This is a genomic window from Streptomyces sp. NPDC098781 (assembly GCF_044759995.1).
Classification (GTDB): Bacteria; Actinomycetota; Actinomycetes; order Streptomycetales; family Streptomycetaceae; genus Streptomyces.
Window position 1 is genome coordinate 374,558 of sequence record NZ_JBIWAK010000004.1, and the last position, 17,283, is coordinate 391,840.

General features: G+C 71.6%; 15 protein-coding genes. 9 read left to right on the forward strand and 6 right to left on the reverse strand.

The annotated features are described in order from the left end of the window. Positions 1 to 14: 14 nt before the first annotated feature. Positions 15 to 491: a MarR family winged helix-turn-helix transcriptional regulator gene (locus ACIQWG_RS18570; protein WP_404096610.1), complete on the forward strand. Its 477-nt coding sequence runs from the start codon at positions 15 to 17 to the stop codon at positions 489 to 491. A gap of 19 nt (positions 492 to 510) precedes the next feature. Here the strand turns inward: ACIQWG_RS18570 and ACIQWG_RS18575 are convergent, their stop codons facing one another. After that, positions 511 to 1,911 carry an ATP-binding protein gene (locus ACIQWG_RS18575; RefSeq protein WP_404096613.1) on the reverse strand — a complete coding sequence of 467 codons (1,401 nt, stop codon included), beginning with the start codon at positions 1,909 to 1,911 and terminating at the stop codon, positions 511 to 513. Further along, on the reverse strand, positions 1,908 to 2,576 hold the full coding sequence (locus ACIQWG_RS18580; protein ID WP_404096615.1) for a response regulator transcription factor: 669 nt from the start codon (positions 2,574 to 2,576) through the stop codon (positions 1,908 to 1,910). The genes ACIQWG_RS18575 and ACIQWG_RS18580 overlap by 4 nt, the downstream gene beginning before the upstream one ends. Positions 2,577 to 2,707: 131 nt before the next feature. Here ACIQWG_RS18580 and ACIQWG_RS18585 point away from each other — a divergent pair, with 131 nt between their 5' ends. Next, the gene (locus tag ACIQWG_RS18585) at positions 2,708 to 3,358 is read left to right on the forward strand and encodes a PepSY domain-containing protein (RefSeq protein ID WP_404096618.1); all 651 of its coding nucleotides are present in this window, start codon (positions 2,708 to 2,710) and stop codon (positions 3,356 to 3,358) included. Positions 3,359 to 3,368: 10 nt separating this feature from the next. Here ACIQWG_RS18585 and ACIQWG_RS18590 read toward each other — a convergent pair whose 3' ends face one another. From ACIQWG_RS18590 to ACIQWG_RS18600, 3 genes are all read right to left on the reverse strand, one after another. Continuing rightward, entirely contained in the window at positions 3,369 to 4,610 is a 1,242-nt protein-coding gene (locus tag ACIQWG_RS18590; RefSeq protein WP_404096620.1) for an MFS transporter, read from the reverse strand. 169 nt (positions 4,611 to 4,779) lie between these two features. Continuing rightward, complete coding sequence (gene meaB / locus ACIQWG_RS18595) at positions 4,780 to 5,736, reverse strand: methylmalonyl Co-A mutase-associated GTPase MeaB (RefSeq protein ID WP_404096621.1); 957 nt, start codon at positions 5,734 to 5,736, stop codon at positions 4,780 to 4,782. 43 nt (positions 5,737 to 5,779) lie between these two features. Continuing rightward, positions 5,780 to 6,982: an acetyl-CoA C-acetyltransferase gene (locus tag ACIQWG_RS18600; protein WP_404096623.1), complete on the reverse strand. Its 1,203-nt coding sequence runs from the start codon at positions 6,980 to 6,982 to the stop codon at positions 5,780 to 5,782. Between the two features lie 149 nt (positions 6,983 to 7,131). Here ACIQWG_RS18600 and mce point away from each other — a divergent pair, with 149 nt between their 5' ends. From mce to ACIQWG_RS18635, 7 genes are all read left to right on the forward strand, one after another. Continuing rightward, positions 7,132 to 7,572, forward strand: coding sequence for a methylmalonyl-CoA epimerase (mce, locus tag ACIQWG_RS18605; RefSeq protein ID WP_404096625.1), 441 nt, complete (start codon positions 7,132 to 7,134; stop codon positions 7,570 to 7,572). Positions 7,573 to 7,782: 210 nt separating this feature from the next. Beyond that, positions 7,783 to 11,631, forward strand: coding sequence for a polarized growth protein Scy (scy, locus tag ACIQWG_RS18610; protein ID WP_404096627.1), 3,849 nt, complete (start codon positions 7,783 to 7,785; stop codon positions 11,629 to 11,631). A gap of 184 nt (positions 11,632 to 11,815) precedes the next feature. Beyond that, positions 11,816 to 12,754, forward strand: a complete 939-nt coding sequence (locus ACIQWG_RS18615) for a cellulose-binding protein (protein ID WP_404096629.1) — start codon at positions 11,816 to 11,818, stop codon at positions 12,752 to 12,754. 86 nt (positions 12,755 to 12,840) lie between these two features. Further along, on the forward strand, positions 12,841 to 13,800 hold the full coding sequence (locus ACIQWG_RS18620; protein ID WP_404096632.1) for an ABC transporter ATP-binding protein: 960 nt from the start codon (positions 12,841 to 12,843) through the stop codon (positions 13,798 to 13,800). Positions 13,801 to 13,802: 2 nt separating this feature from the next. After that, positions 13,803 to 14,576: an ABC transporter permease gene (locus ACIQWG_RS18625; RefSeq protein ID WP_404096635.1), complete on the forward strand. Its 774-nt coding sequence runs from the start codon at positions 13,803 to 13,805 to the stop codon at positions 14,574 to 14,576. 123 nt (positions 14,577 to 14,699) lie between these two features. Next, positions 14,700 to 15,959, forward strand: coding sequence for an ABC transporter ATP-binding protein (locus ACIQWG_RS18630; protein WP_404096637.1), 1,260 nt, complete (start codon positions 14,700 to 14,702; stop codon positions 15,957 to 15,959). Continuing rightward, complete coding sequence (locus ACIQWG_RS18635) at positions 15,956 to 16,831, forward strand: ABC transporter permease subunit (protein ID WP_404096640.1); 876 nt, start codon at positions 15,956 to 15,958, stop codon at positions 16,829 to 16,831. The genes ACIQWG_RS18630 and ACIQWG_RS18635 overlap by 4 nt, the downstream gene beginning before the upstream one ends. 6 nt (positions 16,832 to 16,837) lie before the next feature. Here the strand turns inward: ACIQWG_RS18635 and ACIQWG_RS18640 are convergent, their stop codons facing one another. Further along, positions 16,838 to 17,170, reverse strand: coding sequence for an ATP/GTP-binding protein (locus tag ACIQWG_RS18640; RefSeq protein ID WP_404096643.1), 333 nt, complete (start codon positions 17,168 to 17,170; stop codon positions 16,838 to 16,840). Between the last annotated feature and the right edge of the window lie 113 nt (positions 17,171 to 17,283).

Here is a 17,283-nt window from a genome sequence, read left to right on the forward strand (position 1 = left end):
GGTAGACTTCATTCATGGAGACCGAGACGGCCACAAGCTGGCTGACCGATGCGGAGCAGTGCGCCTGGCGCACCCACTTGGAGGTCAACAGGCTGTTGACGTACCAGCTCGAGAAGGACTTGCAGCCTTTCGGCCTGACGATGAACGACTACGAGATCCTGGTGAACCTCTCCGAGTCGGAGGACGTAAGGATGCGGATGAGCGACCTCGCGGCCGCCACCCTCCAGTCCAAGAGCCGCCTCTCCCATCAGATCACCCGGATGGAGAACGCGAACCTGGTCCGGCGTGAGAACTGCGAGTCCGACCGTCGCGGACTGTTCGCGGTGCTCACCGACCACGGTATGGAGACGATGCAGAAGGTCGCGCCCCACCATGTGGCGTCCGTGCGCAGACACTTCATCGATCTGCTCTCCCCCGAGGCCCTGACCGAGCTGGACAAGGCTCTCAAGCCGATCGCGGAGCATCTGCGCGGTCAGCGCGGCCGTCTGTGAGCCCGGCGAACCCGGCAGCCTAGCGAGCCCGCGGCAGGCGGAGCTCGAACAGGGCTCCGCCCGCCGGTGCCCGGCCCACGGTGAGCGTGCCACCGTGCCGGACGGCCACGTCCCGGGCGATGGCAAGACCCAGCCCCGCGCCACCGTCGTCGCGGCTGCGGGCCTCGTCGAGCCGTACGAACCGCTCGAAGATCCGCTCCCGGTCCGCCTCGGCCACCCCGTCCCCGTCGTCGGCGACGGCCACGACGGCCCAGGCCCCCTCCTCCCGGACGGTCACGGTGACCGCCGAGCGGGCGTGCCGCCGGGCGTTGTCCAGCAGGTTGGTGAGCACCCGCCCGATCTGCCCCCGCGACCCGGTCACCGGCACGGCCGGCGCGTCGACCGTCACGTTCGCCCGCCCCTCGGCCTGCTTCCGGGCCAGCGCACCGAGGTCGAACCGGGTGTCGCCGGGCCGCTCCCCCGCGTCCAGCCGGGCGAGCAGCAGCAGGTCGGACGCGAGGTCCTGGAGTCGTACGGTGTCCTCCACCGCGCCGTCGAGGTCGAGCAGCTCGGGGTGCGCGGTGCCGACTTCCAGCTGGGTGCGCAGGGACGCGATCGGGCTGCGCAGCTCGTGCGAGGCGTCGGCGACGAAACGGCGCTGGCGTTCCACCGAGGTCTGGAGGGCGGCCAGCGTCTCGTTCGTGGTCAGCGCGAGGCGGGCCACCTCGTCGTGTGTGCCCGGCACCGGCACCCGGCGCGCGAGGTCCTCGGACGCGGTGATCGCGGCCATCTCGCCGCGGATGCCCTCGACCGGGCGCAGGGCGCGCTGGGTGACCAGCCAGGTGACGCCGGCCACCACGGCGAGCAGCACCGGGAAGCCGATGAGCATGACGGTGAGGGCGGTCCCCACGGCGCTCTGCTCGGCGTCCAGCGAACCCCCGGCGTAGACGGTCAGGGTCCCCCGGTCGCCGGCCTCCACGGGGACGGCGGCGAAACGGTAGTCGGCGGTGTCGCCGTCGATCGTCGCGGAGCCGTCGGTGAACTCGGTGCCGTCGCCGATCTCGCCGGGATCGTCCCGTTCCTCCTGGCCGGTGTCGTCGTCGGTGTCCTCGCCGCCCGTCGCCGGCCTCGGCCGCACGGCGTCGGTGGCGGTGCCGCTGATCCGCTCCAGGTCGTCGTTGGCCGCGACCAGTGTGCCGCCGGCGTCGACGACCTGGACGGGGCTGTCGTCGTCCAGGTCCAGCTGGTCGTAGGCCGTCCCGGCGGCGAGCTGGGCGACGACGTTCTGCGCCGTGCGCTCCGCCTCGTTGCCGGCCTGGTCGATCAGGTTGGACCGCAACGACAGCAGCACCGCCGCGCCCGCCGCGACCAGCGCCACGGCGACGACGAGGGTGGCGCCCAGCGTGGCCCGGGACCGGACCGAGCCGAACAGCCTTCTCATCGCTCCGCCTCCAGCCGGTACCCGGCGCCGCGCACCGTCCGGATGAGCCCGGCACGCAGCTTGCGCCGCAGGGTGCTGACGTACACCTCGACGATGTTGGGGTCGCCCTCGTACGCGAAGTCCCAGACGTGCTCCAGGATCTCGGCCTTGGACACCACCTCGCCGGCCCGCGTCACGAGCTGCTCCAGGACGGCGAACTCCTTGGTGGTGAACGTCACTTCGTCGTCCCCGAGGAACACCCGGCGGGCCGCGGTGTCGACCTTGAGGTCGCCGAGGACATGCACCGGCGAGGCTCCGGCGCCCTGTCGCCCGCGCCGCAGCAGCGCCTTGACCCTGGCGACCAGGACGACGTAGGAGAACGGCTTGGTGAGGTAGTCGTCGGCGCCGGTGTCCAGCCCCTCCGCCTCGTCGTACTCGCCGTCCTTGGCGGTGAGCATCAGGATCGGCACGTCGTGACCGGCGGCCCGCAGGGCGGAGCAGACGCGGTAGCCGTTCATGCCGGGCAGCATGATGTCGAGGATCACGAGGTCGTACGAGCCCTCCGAGGCCCGGTGCAGTCCCTCCCGCCCGTCATGGACGACGTCCACGGCGTATCCCTCGGCCGTCAGCCCCCTGGCGAGCGACAGGGCCAGCCGCTTCTCGTCTTCCACGATCAACACGCTCATGGGTAAAGGTTCGCAAAGTGAAGCTGAAGATCCCTTCAGGGTCCTTCAGGTTCCTCTCAGCGTCGGTTCGGCAGATTGGTCGGCGTCGAGATGAAACGGCTCGATACCGAGACGACTCTGGAGGAACCGGGATGAAGCGCAACATCGTCATCGCCACCGTCGCCGCAGCGGCCCTGATCGGGGGCGGTAGCGTCGCGGCCTACGCGGCCGGTGGCGACGACAGCGCGCCCACGCAGCGGCAGTCGAGCGTCAAGGTCGCCGACGACCGGGACGACACCGCGCAGGACCGCGCGGACGACGCCGACGACCGGGACGACGACGCCACCGAGATCCGTTCGGAGGCCGGCGCCGCCGAGGTCACCGCCGCCGACGCCATCGCGTCCGCGCTGAAGCACACGCCGGGCACCGCCGTCTCCGCCGACCTGGACGACGACGGCTCGAACGTCTGGGAGGTGGGCGTCGTCAAGGGCGACGGCACCGGCCACGACGTCCGGGTCTCCGCGAACGACGGCAAGGTGCTCGGCGACCAGCGCGACGACGACGATGACGACGACGCCCGCGCCGACCTCGCCGCACTGAAGGGCGCCGACGTCGACGCCCGCAAGGCCGCCGAGGCAGCCGCGACGAAGGGCACCGTCACCGACATCGACCTGGACGACGACGGCCCCGCCGCCTGGAGCGTGGAGACCACGAAGGGCGAGTGGAAGGTCGACCTGAAGACGGGCAAGGTCACCCAGGACCACGAGGACCGGGACGGTCAGGACGACGGTAAGGACGACTGACGCGACTCCGTCACACGAGGGGTACGGGATCTCCCGTACCCCTCTCGCGCGCCCCACCCGCACCCCGCGCCACCGCCACCGCCGTCAGCAGCAGGACCGCGCCGGTCACCGCGAAGCAGGCATTCGCCGGCAGCCACCCGACCAGCACGCCGGCCGCCGCCGCACCCGCCGTACCGCCCGCGTTGACGGCCGTGTTGACCCAGGCGCCGGCCTGGACGCGGGCCTCGGGCGCGACGGTCTCGTCGGCGATGAGATACGCGGTGGTGATCAACGGGGACACGAAGACACCCGCGACCGCGACCGCCACGGCGAGGGTGGCAAGCCCCTGGGCCAGACCGGCCGCGCAGAGCGCCAGCCCAAGTCCGGCTGCCTGCGCCGCCAGCCGTCGCCCGGCGGACACGCGCCATGCGACGGCCCCGTTGAGCAGCCCACCGACGGCGCTTCCCGCGGACAGCGCGGCCAGCACCCAGGCCGCGCCGCCACCGCCGTGGCCGTTTCCCTCCGCGAAGGCCACCACCAGGAGTTCGGACACGCCCAGCCCCAGGCCGACCGCGGCGGCGGCGATCACCGGCCGCCGCAATCCTGGAAGCACCCGCCGCCGGACCGAGGGCGATCCCTTGTCGCGGCGGCCGGCCGGCACCGCGCGCACCACGGGCGACGACACGAATCCGGCCGTCCCCACCACCATCAGCGCCGCACCGACGAGCACCCCGACCGCCGGCGGAGCCAACCCGACGAGCACGCCCACCAGCAACGGCCCCGAGACGAAGAGCAGTTCCTCAGCGACGGCGTCGAGGCTGAAGGCCCGCTGTGTCAGCGCCCGGTCCGGCGCCAGCCGACCCCACACGGCCCGCATGGTGGGCCCGAGCGGCGGAGTACAGGTGCCCGCGGCGGCTGCCACGGCACCGAGGACGAACACCGAGGCGGCACCCGGCCGCCAGACGAGCACCGCGAGCAGCGCCAGCAGCGAGGTGTGGGCCGCCGCCATCGGCACGAGCGCCCTGCTCGGCCCGTAGCGGTCGATGAGGGCCGCCCGAGCGGGCGACAGAAAGACACTGGTGCCGGAGAACAGCGCCATGACGACGCCGGCCACCGCGTAAGACCCGGAGGCCCGGGTCACGGCGAGCATCACGGACAGCGGGGCGACACCGTACGACAGCCTGCCGAGCAGGGCGGCGGCGAAGGTGCGGCGCGCATGGGGGATCCGGAGAACGGCGGCGTACGAAGGCCGCACGACAGACGTGGCAGACACGGGAGTTCCTCGACTCGAGGCGGAAAAGGGGACGCCTGAGCGCCGCACCGGTCACGGCCGAGGGGCCGTACACCGTGCGCGCGCGGGGCGTGCCCTATGCCAGGAGGAGGTACATGTGGATCAACGTAGCAGCCTGGGCCGGGAGTTGACCATGCTCTTGCCGCGCCGCTCAGCCCTTCGTCAGTCCCGCCACCAGCTCATCCGCCGCCCGGTACGGGTCCAGCTCGCCGGCGACGATCTTCTCCGCCAGTGCCCCGAGGCGGCGGTCGCCGTGGAGGTCGGCGATGCGTTCGCGCAGGGCCGTGACGGCGATGGTCTCCACCTCGCGGGCGGCGCGGGCTCGGCGGCGTTCGGCCAGGACGCCGCGCTCCTCCATCCAGGCGCGGTGCTTCTCCAGAGCCTCCACGACCTCGTCGACGCCCTCGGCGCGGGCCGCGACCGTCTTGACGATCGGGGGGCGCCAGTCGCCGGGGCCGCGGGATTCGCCGAGGCCCAGCATGTGGTTCAGTTCGCGGGCCGTGGCGTCGGCGCCGTCGCGGTCGGCCTTGTTGACGACGTACACGTCGCCGATCTCCAGGATGCCCGCCTTGGCCGCCTGGATGCCGTCGCCCATGCCCGGCGCGAGGAGCACCACGGACGTGTCGGCCTGGGAGGCGATCTCCACCTCCGACTGGCCGACGCCGACGGTCTCGACCAGGATCACGTCGCAGCCCGCCGCGTCCAGGACGCGGATCGCCTGCGGGGCGGCCCAGGCGAGGCCGCCCAGGTGGCCCCGGGTCGCCATCGAGCGGATGTAGACGCCCGGGTCGGAGGCGTGGTCCGACATCCGGACCCGGTCGCCGAGCAGGGCGCCGCCCGAGAAGGGCGAGGACGGGTCGACGGCCAGGACGCCGACCCGCTTGCCCTGCTTGCGGTACGCGGTCACCAGGGCGGAGGTGGACGTCGACTTGCCGACGCCCGGTGAGCCGGTGAGGCCGACGACGTAGGCGTTGCCCGACAGCGGGGCCAGCGCCGCCATGACCTCCCGCAGCTGCGGGGACGCCCCCTCCACCAGCGAGATCAGCCGGGCGACCGCCCTCGGCCGGCCCTCCCTGGCCTGGGCCACCAGTGTGGAGACGTCCTGCATCACAGCTCCGTTCCGAGTAAGGACGTACCGAAATACCTGAGGCTCAGGCCTTGGGTACCCGCACGATCAGCGCGTCACCCTGGCCGCCGCCACCGCACAGCGCGGCCGCGCCCACGCCGCCGCCCCGCCGCTTGAGCTCCAGGGCGAGGTGCAGGACGAGGCGGGCGCCCGACATGCCGATCGGGTGACCCAGGGCGATGGCTCCGCCGTTGACGTTCACCCTTTCCGTGGACACGCCGAGGTCCTTCATTGACTGCACCGCCACCGCGGCGAAGGCCTCGTTGATCTCGATCAGGTCGAGGTCGGAGACCTCCAGGCCCTCCTTCTTCAGGGCGTGCCGGATGGCGTTGGACGGCTGGGACTGGAGGCTGTTGTCCGGGCCGGCCACATTGCCGTGGGCGCCGATCTCGGCGATCCAGTCCAGGCCGAGCTCCTGCGCCTTGGCCTTGCTCATGACGACGACCGCGGCGGCGCCGTCCGAGATCTGGGAGCTCGAACCCGCCGTGATCGTGCCGTCCTTCGAGAACGCCGGGCGCAGCTTGCCCAGCGACTCCGCGGTGGTGTCGCCGCGGATGCCCTCGTCCTTGCTGAACAGGACCGGGTCGCCCTTGCGCTGCGGGATCTCGATGGGGGTGATCTCGGCCTCGAAGAGACCGTTCTTCTGGGCGGCGGCCGCGCGCTGGTGGGACAGGGCGGCGATCTCGTCCTGGTCGGGGCGCACGATGCCGAGGCGGGTGTTGTGCTTCTCCGTGGACTCGCCCATCGGGATGGACTCCCACGGGTCGGTCAGACCGTCGTACGCCATCGCGTCGAGCATCTGCACCGCGCCGTACTTGAAGCCCTCACGGGACTTGGGCAGCAGGTGCGGGGCGTTCGTCATCGACTCCTGGCCGCCCGCGACGATCACGTCGAACTCACCCGCACGGATGAGCTGGTCCGCGAGGGCGATGGCGTCGAGGCCGGACAGACACACCTTGTTGACGGTGAGCGCCGGGACGTTCATGGGGATGCCGGCCTTGACCGCTGCCTGGCGCGCCGGGATCTGCCCCGCCCCGGCCTGGAGCACCTGGCCCATGATCACGTACTGCACCTGGTCGCCACCGATCCCCGCACGGTCGAGGGCGGCCTTGATCGCGAAGCCACCGAGGTCGGCTCCCGAGAAGGACTTGAGCGAGCCGAGCAACCGTCCCATCGGGGTGCGAGCACCCGCGACGATCACGGAGGTCGTGCCGTTTCCAGAAGACATGAGGTGCGATCCCCTTCCAGCTTGGACAGCCGAGGAGTGAACGAGGGTTTACTTCGAATGTACTGAGTGGCACTCCGTGCCGTCACCGGGCCGTCAGTGTGATCGCGCGCACGTTGCGTAACCACGGCCCTGGCGCTCCACTGAACAACATGCTGACGCGAATCGACCACATCGGAATCGCCTGTTTCGATCTCGACCGAACCGTCGAGTTCTACCGGGCCACGTACGGCTTCGAGGTCTTCCACTCCGAGGTCAACGAGGAGCAGGGCGTCCGCGAGGCCATGCTCAAGATCAACGAAACCTCCGACGGCGGGGCCTCCTACCTGCAACTTCTCGAACCCACCCGCCCGGACTCCACGGTCGCCAAGTGGCTCGACAAGAACGGCGAGGGTGTCCATCACATCGCTTTCGGTACGGCGGATGTGGACGGCGAGGCCGCCGACATCAAGGACAAGGGCGTACGCGTTCTGTACGAAGAGCCCCGGCGCGGCTCCATGGGGTCACGAATCACCTTCCTGCACCCAAAGGATTGCCACGGAGTACTGACAGAACTGGTCACTTCGGCACCTGTTGAGTCACCTGAGCACTGACCCTCGTACATATGGGCCGGTAGGGTTGGGGGCGGTCGCTCCCGGAACCGGGGTGGCCGCATGCCGGGGTCCGGATTTCGGGGGGCGAGCGTCGGGGCAGCAGCCCAGGCTCTGCCGTTGATCTGACACCATTCCCCGGGGGCTCCGTTCGGCGTATGGACGGAACCCGTTTGGCCAGACTTGCGACCAGGGGACGGATGGGACCGCGCAGTGCGGGGCTACGAACGCCAGGAGCGAGAGCCGGCGGCTGACGTCGATCACCTCTCTCGGTTCGAGGCCGAGATGGATCGGCTGAAGACCGAGCGGGAGAAGGCGATCCAGCACGCCGAGGACCTCGGCTACCAGGTCGAGGTGCTGCGCGCCAAGCTGCACGAGGCGCGGCGGACCATCATGTCCCGGCCCGCCTTCGACGGCGGGGACATCGGCTATCAGGCCGAGCAGTTGCTGCGCAACGCCCAGGTGCAGGCGGACCAGCTGCGCCAGGACGCCGAGCGCGAGCTCAGCCAGGTCCGGGCGCAGACGCAGCGCATGCTCCAGGAGCACGCCGAGCAAGCGGCCCGGCTCCAGGCCGAGCTGCACCAGGAGGCGGTCACCCGCCGCCAGCAGCTGGACCAGGAGCTCGCCGAGCGCCGCCAGACCGTCGAGTCGCACGTCAACGAGAACGTGGCGTGGGCCGAGCAGCTGCGCGCCCGCAGCGAGTCGCAGGCCCGTCGGCTGCTCGACGAGTCGCGTGCCGAGGCCGACCAGGCCATGGCCGCCGCGCGTGCCGAGGCCGAGCGGCTCACCACCGAGGCCCGCCAGCGCCTCACGGGCGCGGCCGAGGAGGCCCGTGCCGAGGCCGAGCAGATCCTGCTCCGGGCCCGCACGGACGCCGAGCGGCTGCTGAACGCCGCCTCGACGCAGGCCCAGGAGGCCACCGACCACGCCGAGCAGCTGCGCAGCTCCACCGCCACCGAGTCGGACGCCGCCCGCCGCCAGGCCACCGAGCTCAGCCGGGCCGCCGAGCAGCGCATGGCGGAGGCCGAGGAGGCCCTGCGCAAGGCGCAGTCCGAGGCCGAGAAGCTGGTCACGGAGGCCACGACGGCCGCCGAGAAGGCGCTGACGAACGCCGAGTCGGCCAACGAGCAGCGCATGCGTACGGCCAAGGAGCAGGTCGCCCGGCTGGTCAGCGAGGCCACCAAGGAGGCCGAGTCCACCAAGTCGGACGCCGAGCAGGTCGTCGCCGACGCGCGGGCCGAGGCCGAGAAGATCGTCGCGGAGGCCGCCGAGAAGGCCCGCACGATCACCGCGGAGGAGAGCGCGACCCAGCTCTCGAAGGCGGCCAAGACCGCCGAGGACGTCCTGAACAAGGCGCAGGAGGACGCGCAGAGGACCACCAGGGCCGCGGCCGAGGAGGCCGAGCGGATCCGCACCGAGGCCGAGGCCGAGGCGGACCGGCTGCGCTCCGAGGCGCACGACATCGCCGAGCAGCTCAAGGGCTCGGCGAAGGACGACACCAAGGAGTACCGCGCCAAGACGGTCGAGCTCCAGGAGGAGGCCCGCAGGCTGCGCGGCGAGGCCGAGCAGCTGCGCTCCGAGGCGGTCGCCGAGGGCGAGAAGATCCGCGCGGAGGCCCGCAAGGAGGCCGTCCAGCAGATCGAGGAGGCGGCCAAGACCGCCGAGGAACTGCTGGGCAAGGCCAGGCAGGACGCGGACGACCTGCGTCAGAAGGCCACCACGGACAGCGAGAAGGTCCGCACCGAGGCCATCGAGCGCGCCACGACGCTGCGCCGGCAGGCCGAGGAGACCCTCCAGCGCACCCGTCAGGAGGCCGAACGGCACCGCGACGAGGTCGTCGAGCAGGCCGAGGGCATCAAGGCCGACGCCGAGCGCGAGGCCCGCGAGCTGCGCGAGGAGACCGAGCGCGGCGTCGAGGCCCGCCGGGCGGAGGCGGCCGAGGAGCTGACGCGCCTTCACACCGACGCCGAGCAGCGGCTCGCGGCGGCGGAGCAGGCGCTCACCGACGCCCGCGAGGAGGCCGCCCGCATCCGGCGCGAGGCCGCCGAGGAGACCGACCGGCTGCGCACCGAGTCCGCCGAGCGGATCCGCACCCTCCAGCAGCAGGCCGAGGCGGAGGCCGACCGGCTGCGCACCGAGGCCGCGTCGGACGCGTCCGCGTCCCGGGCCGAGGGCGAGGCCATCGCCGTACGCCTCCGCTCGGAGGCCGCGGCCGAGGCCGAGCGGCTGAAGTCGGAGGCGCAGGACACCGCGGACCGGGTCCGCGCGGAGGCGCAGGCCGCCGCCGAGCGGCTGGCCACCGAGGCGTCCGAGACGCTGGCCGCCGCCCAGGAGGAGGCCGCCCGGCGCCGCCGCGAGGCCGAGGAACTCCTCGGCTCCGCCCGCCAGGAGGCCGACCAGGAGCGCGAGCGGGCCCGCGAGCAGAGCGAGGAACTACTGGCCTCCGCGCGCAACCGCGTGGAGGAGGCGCAGGCCGAGGCGGTACGGCTGGTCGAGGAGGCGGACCGGCGGGCGGGCGAGATGGTCTCCGCCGCCGAGCAGCACGCCCAGCAGGTCCGCGACTCGGTGACCGGGCTGCACGAGCAGGCCCAGGAGGAGATCTCCGGGCTGCGCAGCGCCGCCGAGCACGCGGCGGACCGTACCCGCCGGGAGGCCGAGGAGGAGGCGGACCGGGTCCGCGCCGACGCCTACTCCGAGCGGGAGCGGGCCAGCGAGGACGCGGGCCGCGTCCGGCGCGAGGCGAACGAGGAGTCGGCCGCCGCCAAGTCGCTCGCCGAGCGCACCGTCGGGGAGGCCATCGCCGAGGCGGACCGGCTGCGGTCGGAGGCCACCGAGCACGCGCAGCGGATCCGCACCGAGGCCTCCGACAAGATCGCCGAGGCCGAGCAGGCGGCGTCCCGTACCCGGGGGGACGCCCGCGAGGACGCCAACCGGATCCGTTCGGACGCGGCGACCCAGGCCGACACCCTCATCACCGAGGCCCGTTCCGAGGCGGAGCGGCTCCAGTCGGAGACGATCACCGAGGCCGACCGGGTGCGCGCCGAGGCGCTCGCCAAGGCGGAGAAGCTGGTCGGGGACGCCTCGTCGGAGGCGGAGCGGCTGCGCGCCGAGGCCGCCGAGACGGTCGGGTCGGCCCAGCAGCACGCCGAGCGGGTCCGCGGCGAGTCCCAGCGCGTCAAGGCCGAGGCGGCGCAGGAGGCCGAGCGGCTGGTGACGGCCGCGCGCGAGGAGGCCGAGCGCACCCTCGACGAGGCCCGCAAGGACGCGGGCAAACGCCGCCAGGACGTCGCCGAGCAGGTCGACAAGCTCATCACGGAGACCACGGCCGAGGCGGACAAGCTGCTCACCGAGGCGCAGACGCAGGCCCACAAGACGACCGCGGACGCCGAGGCGCAGGCCGACACGATGGTGGGCGCCGCCCGCAAGGAGGCCGACCGGCTGGTCTCCGAGGCGACGGTCGAGGGCAACTCGCTGGTGGAGAAGTCCCGTACGGACGCGGACGAGCTGCTGGTCGGCGCCCGCCGGGACGCCACCGCGATCCGGGAGCGCGCGCAGGAGCTGCGCGACCGCATCACCGGCGAGATCGAGGAGCTGCACGAGCGCGCCCGCCGCGAGTCCGCCGAGACGATGAAGTCCACCGGCGACCGCTGCGACGCGCTGATCAAGGCCGCCGAGGAGCAGCTCGCCAAGGCCCAGGCGAAGGCCAAGGAGCTGGTGTCGGAGGCCAACTCCGAGGCCGGCAAGGTCCGGATCGCCGCCGTCAAGAAGGCCGAGGGCCTGCTGAAGGAGGCCGAGCAGAAGCGCTCCACCCTCATCAAGGAGGCCGAGGAGCTCAAGGCCGAGGCGATCCGCGAGGCCAAGCGCACGGTCGAGGAGGGCAAGCGCGAGCTGGAGGTCCTGGTGCGTCGGCGCGAGGACATCAACGCCGAGATCTCGCGTGTGCAGGACGTCCTGGAGGCGCTGGAGTCCTTCGAGGCTCCGGGCGGCGGCAAGGACGGCGGGGTCAAGGCGGGTGCGACGGTCGGAGCACCCCGATCGGGTGGCAAGTCGTCAGACGGCTAGCGGGTCGGGCGGGTTCCGGTGTCTCCTGGGGGCCTTTGACCCGGTTTTTGGCAAGCCGTCCGACGGTTAGCCACTCAAAAGGGGTCTCATTCTCCAGATCAAACACGTATCCGCTCGATGACACACCGCTTCGGCCCCTAGGATTCCACTTATCACCTCACCGGTCTCTTTCGACAGGAACCCCATGAGCGACACTTCCCCCTACGGCTTCGAGCTTGTGCGGCGTGGGTACGACCGCGCTCAGGTGGACGAACGGATCTCCAAGCTCGTCTCCGACCGTGACAGCGCTCTCACTCGCATCACCGCTCTGGAAAAGCGCATCGAGGAGCTTCACCTCGAGACGCAGAACGCCCAGGCCCAGGTGACCGACGCAGAGCCGTCGTACGCCGGTCTCGGCGCGCGTGTCGAGAAGATCCTCCGCCTCGCCGAGGAGGAGGCCAAGGATCTGCGCGAGGAGGCCCGCCGCGCCGCCGAGCAGCACCGCGAGCTCGCCGAGTCGGCGGCCCAGCAGGTGCGTAACGACGCAGAATCGTTCGCTGCGGAGCGCAAGTCCAAGGCCGAGGACGAAGGCGTCCGGATCGTCGAGAAGGCCAAGAGCGACGCCTCCCAGCTGCGTGCCGAGGCGCAGAAGGACGCGCAGTCCAAGCGCGAGGAGGCCGACGCTCTCTTCGAGGAGACCCGCGCCAAGGCCGCGCAGGCCGCCGCCGACTTCGAGACGAACCTCGCCAAGCGCCGCGAGCAGTCCGAGCGCGACCTGGCGTCCCGTCAGGCCAAGGCCGAGAAGCGCCTCGCCGAGATCGAGCACCGCGCCGAGCAGCTGCGCCTGGAGGCCGAGAAGCTGCGCACGGACGCCGAGCGCCGCGCCCGCCAGACGGTGGAGACGGCCCAGCGCCAGGCCGAGGACATCGTGGCCGACGCCAACGCCAAGGCCGACCGCATCCGTTCGGAATCCGAGCGCGAGCTCGCGGCGCTCACCAACCGCCGCGACAGCATCAACGCTCAGCTGACGAACGTCCGCGAGATGCTGGCGACCCTCACCGGTGCCGCGGTCGCCGCGACCGGTGCGCCCGCCGCCGAGGACGAGCCGATCTCCCGTGGGGTTCCGGCCCAGCAGTCCCGGTAACGATCCGGCGCACGTCTGCTGAATTTTGGCAAAGCCCTCTGCCACTGGGGTGGCAGAGGGCTTTGTCCCGTTTTAGCGTGGGCGGCATGATCGAGCTCGAGGGGCTGACGAAGCGGTACGGCGAGAAGGTGGCGGTCAACAACCTGACGTTCACCGTCAGACCGGGCATCGTGACGGGCTTCCTCGGCCCGAACGGCGCCGGCAAGTCGACGACCATGCGGATGATCCTGGGCCTCGACCGGCCCACCGCGGGCGACGTCCGTATCGACGGCCGGCACTACGACCGGCTCACGGACCCGCTGACCTACATCGGCGCGCTGCTGGAGGCCAAGGCCTGGCACGGCGGGCGCAGCGCCTACAACCATCTGCTGTGCCTCGCGCAGAGCAACGGCATTCCGAGCGCCCGGGTGCGGGAGGTGCTGGAGACGGTCGGACTGACCGCCGTCGCCAAGAAGAAGACCAAGGGCTTCTCGATGGGCATGGGCCAGCGGCTCGGCATCGCGGGCGCGCTGCTCGGCGATCCACGGATCCTGATGTTCGACGAGCCGGTCAACGGGCTCGACCCCGAGGGCATCCACTGGATCCGGAACCTGATGAAGTCCCTTGCCGCGCAGGGCCGGACGGTGTTCGTCTCCTCCCACCTGATGAGCGAGATGGCCCTCACGGCCGACCATCTCGTCGTCATCGGACAGGGGCGGCTGCTCGCCGACACCTCGATGCCCGAGTTCATCGCGCGCAACTCACGGTCGTTCGTCCGGATTCGCACCCCGCAGCGCGAGCGGCTGCTCGACGTGCTTCAACAGGCCGGAATCACCGCCGTGCAGACGGGCAGCGGCCTGCTGGAGGTGGACGGCGGCAAGGCCGAGCAGATCGGGGAGCTGGCGGCACGCCACCAGGTCGTGCTGCACGAGCTGAGTCCGCAGCAGGCCTCCCTGGAGGAAGCGTTCATGCAGCTGACCGCGGAGTCGGTGGAGTACCACGCGCACTCCGACGCGCCGCCACCGCCGCAGCAGCGGCAGTGGGGCGAGGACTGGAAGAGGAGCTGAGCATGGCGGTCACCACCCAGGTCATCCGCTCCGAATGGACCAAGGTCCGGTCCGTCGCGTCCACCGTGTGGACGCTGTCGCTGGCCCTGGTCGTCACGGTCGCGCTCGGCATGCTGATCTCGGCCCTGTCGAAGAACGAGTTCGACGACATGAGCCGGCAGGACCAGCTGTCCTTCGACCCGACCTTCATCAGCTTTGCCGGCATGGGCCTCGGGCAGCTCGCGATGATCGTGTTCGGGGTGCTCGTGGTCTCGAACGAGTACAGCACCGGCATGATCCGCACCTCGCTGGCCGCCGTGCCACAGCGCGGCACCTTCCTGTTCGGCAAGATCGCGGTGGCGACCGGGCTGTCCCTCGCGGTCGGACTGGCCACCAGCTTCATCGCCTTCTTCCTCGGACAGGCGATGCTCGGCGAGCACCGGGCGCACATCGGCGACCCGGGTGTGCTGCGGGCGGTGTTCGGCGGCGGGCTCTACATGACCCTCATCGCGATGTTCTCGATGGGCGTCGCGGCGATGCTGCGCTCGCCGATGCTGTCGCTGGGCATCCTGATGCCCTTCTTCTTCCTGGTCTCCAACATCCTCGGCAACGTCTCGGCCACCGAGAAGATCGGCCGCTATCTGCCGGACCAGGCCGGCAGCCGGATCTTGCAGGTGGTCACCCCGATCGACGACGACAAGCCGTACGGCCCCTGGGGCGGACTCGGGATCATGGTGCTGTGGGTGATCGCGGCGCTGGCCGGGGGCTACCTCACCCTGAAGAAGCGGGACGCCTAGCGAGGTGACGGCGCTGAAAGGTTTTACCTGGCCTTGGGCGGAACCGTCAGCGCCTCGGTATCCTCCTAACCCTTACGGGGGGCGTGTGCCCCGCTGTCCTGAACCTTTCGATGGGTGCGGAGCATGATCGAGGCAGTCGGCCTGACCAAGCGGTACGGCGACAAGACCGCTGTGTACAACTTGTCCTTCCAGGTGCGGCCCGGTTCCGTCACCGGCTTCCTCGGCCCCAACGGCTCGGGCAAGTCGACGACGATGCGGATGATCCTCGGCCTGGACAACCCGACCGCGGGTCATGTCACGATCGGCGGCTTCCCGTACCGCAGGCTGCCCAACGCCCCCCGCCAGGTCGGCGCCCTGCTGGACGCCAAGGCGGTGCACGGCGGCCGCGCGGCCCGCAACCATCTGCTGAGCCTCGCCCAGCTGTCCGGCATCCCGGCCCGCCGGGTGGACGAGGTGCTGGGCGTGGTCGGCCTCCAGGACGTGGCCAGGCGGCGCTCCAAGGGCTTCTCGCTCGGTATGGGCCAGCGGCTCGGCATCGCCGCCGCCCTGCTCGGCGACCCCCAGGTGCTGCTGTTCGACGAGCCGGTCAACGGCCTCGACCCCGAGGGCATCCTCTGGGTGCGGAACCTGATGAAGTCGCTGGCCGCCGAGGGCCGTACCGTCTTCGTCTCCTCCCACCTGATGAGCGAGATGGCGCTGACCGCCGACCACCTCATCGTGATCGGCCGCGGTCAGCTGCTCGCCGACATGAGCGTCAAGGACTTCATCGCGGCGAACTCGGCCGGCTTCGCCCGGGTCCGCACCCCCGACACCGAGCCGCAGCTGCGGGAGAAGCTGGCCGGCGCGCTCACCGAGGCGGGCGGCCATGTGCTGCCCGAGCAGGACGGCGCGCTGCGGGTGACCGGGCTGGCACTCCCCCGCATCAGCGACATCGCGCACGACACCGACGTACGGCTGTGGGAGCTGTCGCCGCACCAGGCCTCGCTGGAGGAGGCCTACATGCGGATGACGCAGGGCGCGGTCGACTACCGCTCGACGATCGACCAGAAGGAAGGGCTGATGCAGCAGCTGCCGCCGGGCGCGCAGCCGCCGATGCCCGTTCCGGGTCAGGGCCAGCCGGGCTGGTACGCCCCGCCGCCGCCCCAGCAGGGACAGCCGGGCCCGTACGGCGCCCCGGTCGCGCCCGGCGCGGGCACGCCCAACCCGTACGCCCAGGCGGCCCCGCAGCCGCCTCAGGCCGCCCCGGCCCAGGCTCCGGCGGCTCCCGTGGTTCCGCCCGCGCCGCCGGCCCCGCAGAGCCCCGCGCAGCCGCCCGCGCCGCCCGCCGCCGCCCCGGCGACCCCCGCACCCGCCGCCCCGACCAAGCCCGAGGACGCCCGATGAGCACGCCCCAGCCCCCGATGCCGCACGCCGCCGCACCGAACTGGCAGGCGACGCCCGGCTCGTCGTACCCCACCTACACCTCGCCGATCCCGGTGGTGCGCACGCACCTCGGGCACGCGCTCGCCTCGGAGTGGACGAAGATCCGCTCGGTGCGCTCCACGATGTGGACGCTCGGCGTGTTCGTGCTGCTCGTCGTCGGCATCGGCTTCGCGGCCGCCGCGCTGGTCGCCGCCAACTCCTCGGATGAGGCCCTGGCCGGCGAGAGCCCGCTGTCGTTCGGCTTCTTCGGGCTGCTGCTCGGCACCATGTGCATCATCACGCTCGGCGTGCTGACCACGGCATCCGAGTACGGCACCGGCATGATCCGCACCACGATGACGGCGTGCCCGACCCGGGGACGGGTGCTGACGGCGAAGGCGATCGTGTTCTTCGTGGTCGCGTTCGTGGTGACGCTGGTGTCCGCCGTCCTCGTGGCCCTCATGGACGTGGCCCTGCTGGAGGGCTCCCGCGAGCCCACCGCCTCCGAGTGGCTGAAGGGCACGGTCGGCATCTCGTTCTACATCGCGCTGCTCGGTCTGCTCTCGCTGCTCGTCGGCTCGATCATCCGGCACTCGGCCGGCGCGATCACGGTCATGATCGGCCTCGTGCTGGCCCCGCTGGTCATCGCTCTGTTCATGTTCTCGGAGTCGCTCCAGGACCTCCAGCAGGCCCTGTTCGAGTACTCCATCCCGAACCAGCTCAGCGTCTTCTACGCCCAGTCCCTCACCCAGGATTCCGGCCCCGCCGGCTGGGACCCCCTGTGGATCATGCTCGGCGTGACGGCCGCCGCGTTCGCCGGCGCCTACGCGCTGCTGGAGAAGCGGGACGTGTAGGTCCGCTCAGAACTTCGGCGCGTTCCGGGACCGCTGCACCCGTGTGGTGCGGCGGTCCTTCGCGTTCCAGCACGCCCGGTGCCAGTGGCGGCGGTCGTCGACGCCCGAGTGGTCCGGCCAGGCGACGACGTGCGGGACGCCGTCCGGGATCATCTGGTCGCAGCCCGGACAGCGGTACGCCTTGCCCTGAGCGCTCGCGCCCGCCACATGCCGTACGTTCCAGTCCTCGCCCTGCCAGCTCTCCGAGGACTGCCAGCCGCCGTAACGGCCGGACCGGTCGTCCTCGGCGGCGGGTCCGGACGAGCCGGAGTCCTTCGGTCGGTTGCGACGCGGGGACACGGAACACCTCACGGGGCTATACAGGATGCACGGGTCATGTCCAGCCTACGCGGCGCGGACAGGGGTAGGCGTACGGCACCAACCCCCACAAGTCCCCCGGGTCGGCGATCCAT

What these genes read in the sequence shown, in the direction of transcription:
- ACIQWG_RS18570 (WP_404096610.1), top strand. Translation starts at nt 15, where the DNA reads ATGGAGACCGAGACGGCCACAAGCTGGCTGACCGATGCGGAGCAGTGC.
- ACIQWG_RS18575 (WP_404096613.1), bottom strand. Translation starts at nt 1,911, where the DNA reads ATGAGAAGGCTGTTCGGCTCGGTCCGGTCCCGGGCCACGCTGGGCGCC.
- ACIQWG_RS18580 (WP_404096615.1), bottom strand. Translation starts at nt 2,576, where the DNA reads ATGAGCGTGTTGATCGTGGAAGACGAGAAGCGGCTGGCCCTGTCGCTC.
- ACIQWG_RS18585 (WP_404096618.1), top strand. Translation starts at nt 2,708, where the DNA reads ATGAAGCGCAACATCGTCATCGCCACCGTCGCCGCAGCGGCCCTGATC.
- meaB (WP_404096621.1), bottom strand. Translation starts at nt 5,736, where the DNA reads ATGCAGGACGTCTCCACACTGGTGGCCCAGGCCAGGGAGGGCCGGCCG.
- ACIQWG_RS18600 (WP_404096623.1), bottom strand. Translation starts at nt 6,982, where the DNA reads ATGTCTTCTGGAAACGGCACGACCTCCGTGATCGTCGCGGGTGCTCGC.
- mce (WP_404096625.1), top strand. Translation starts at nt 7,132, where the DNA reads ATGCTGACGCGAATCGACCACATCGGAATCGCCTGTTTCGATCTCGAC.
- ACIQWG_RS18615 (WP_404096629.1), top strand. Translation starts at nt 11,816, where the DNA reads ATGAGCGACACTTCCCCCTACGGCTTCGAGCTTGTGCGGCGTGGGTAC.
- ACIQWG_RS18620 (WP_404096632.1), top strand. Translation starts at nt 12,841, where the DNA reads ATGATCGAGCTCGAGGGGCTGACGAAGCGGTACGGCGAGAAGGTGGCG.
- ACIQWG_RS18625 (WP_404096635.1), top strand. Translation starts at nt 13,803, where the DNA reads ATGGCGGTCACCACCCAGGTCATCCGCTCCGAATGGACCAAGGTCCGG.
- ACIQWG_RS18630 (WP_404096637.1), top strand. Translation starts at nt 14,700, where the DNA reads ATGATCGAGGCAGTCGGCCTGACCAAGCGGTACGGCGACAAGACCGCT.
- ACIQWG_RS18635 (WP_404096640.1), top strand. Translation starts at nt 15,956, where the DNA reads ATGAGCACGCCCCAGCCCCCGATGCCGCACGCCGCCGCACCGAACTGG.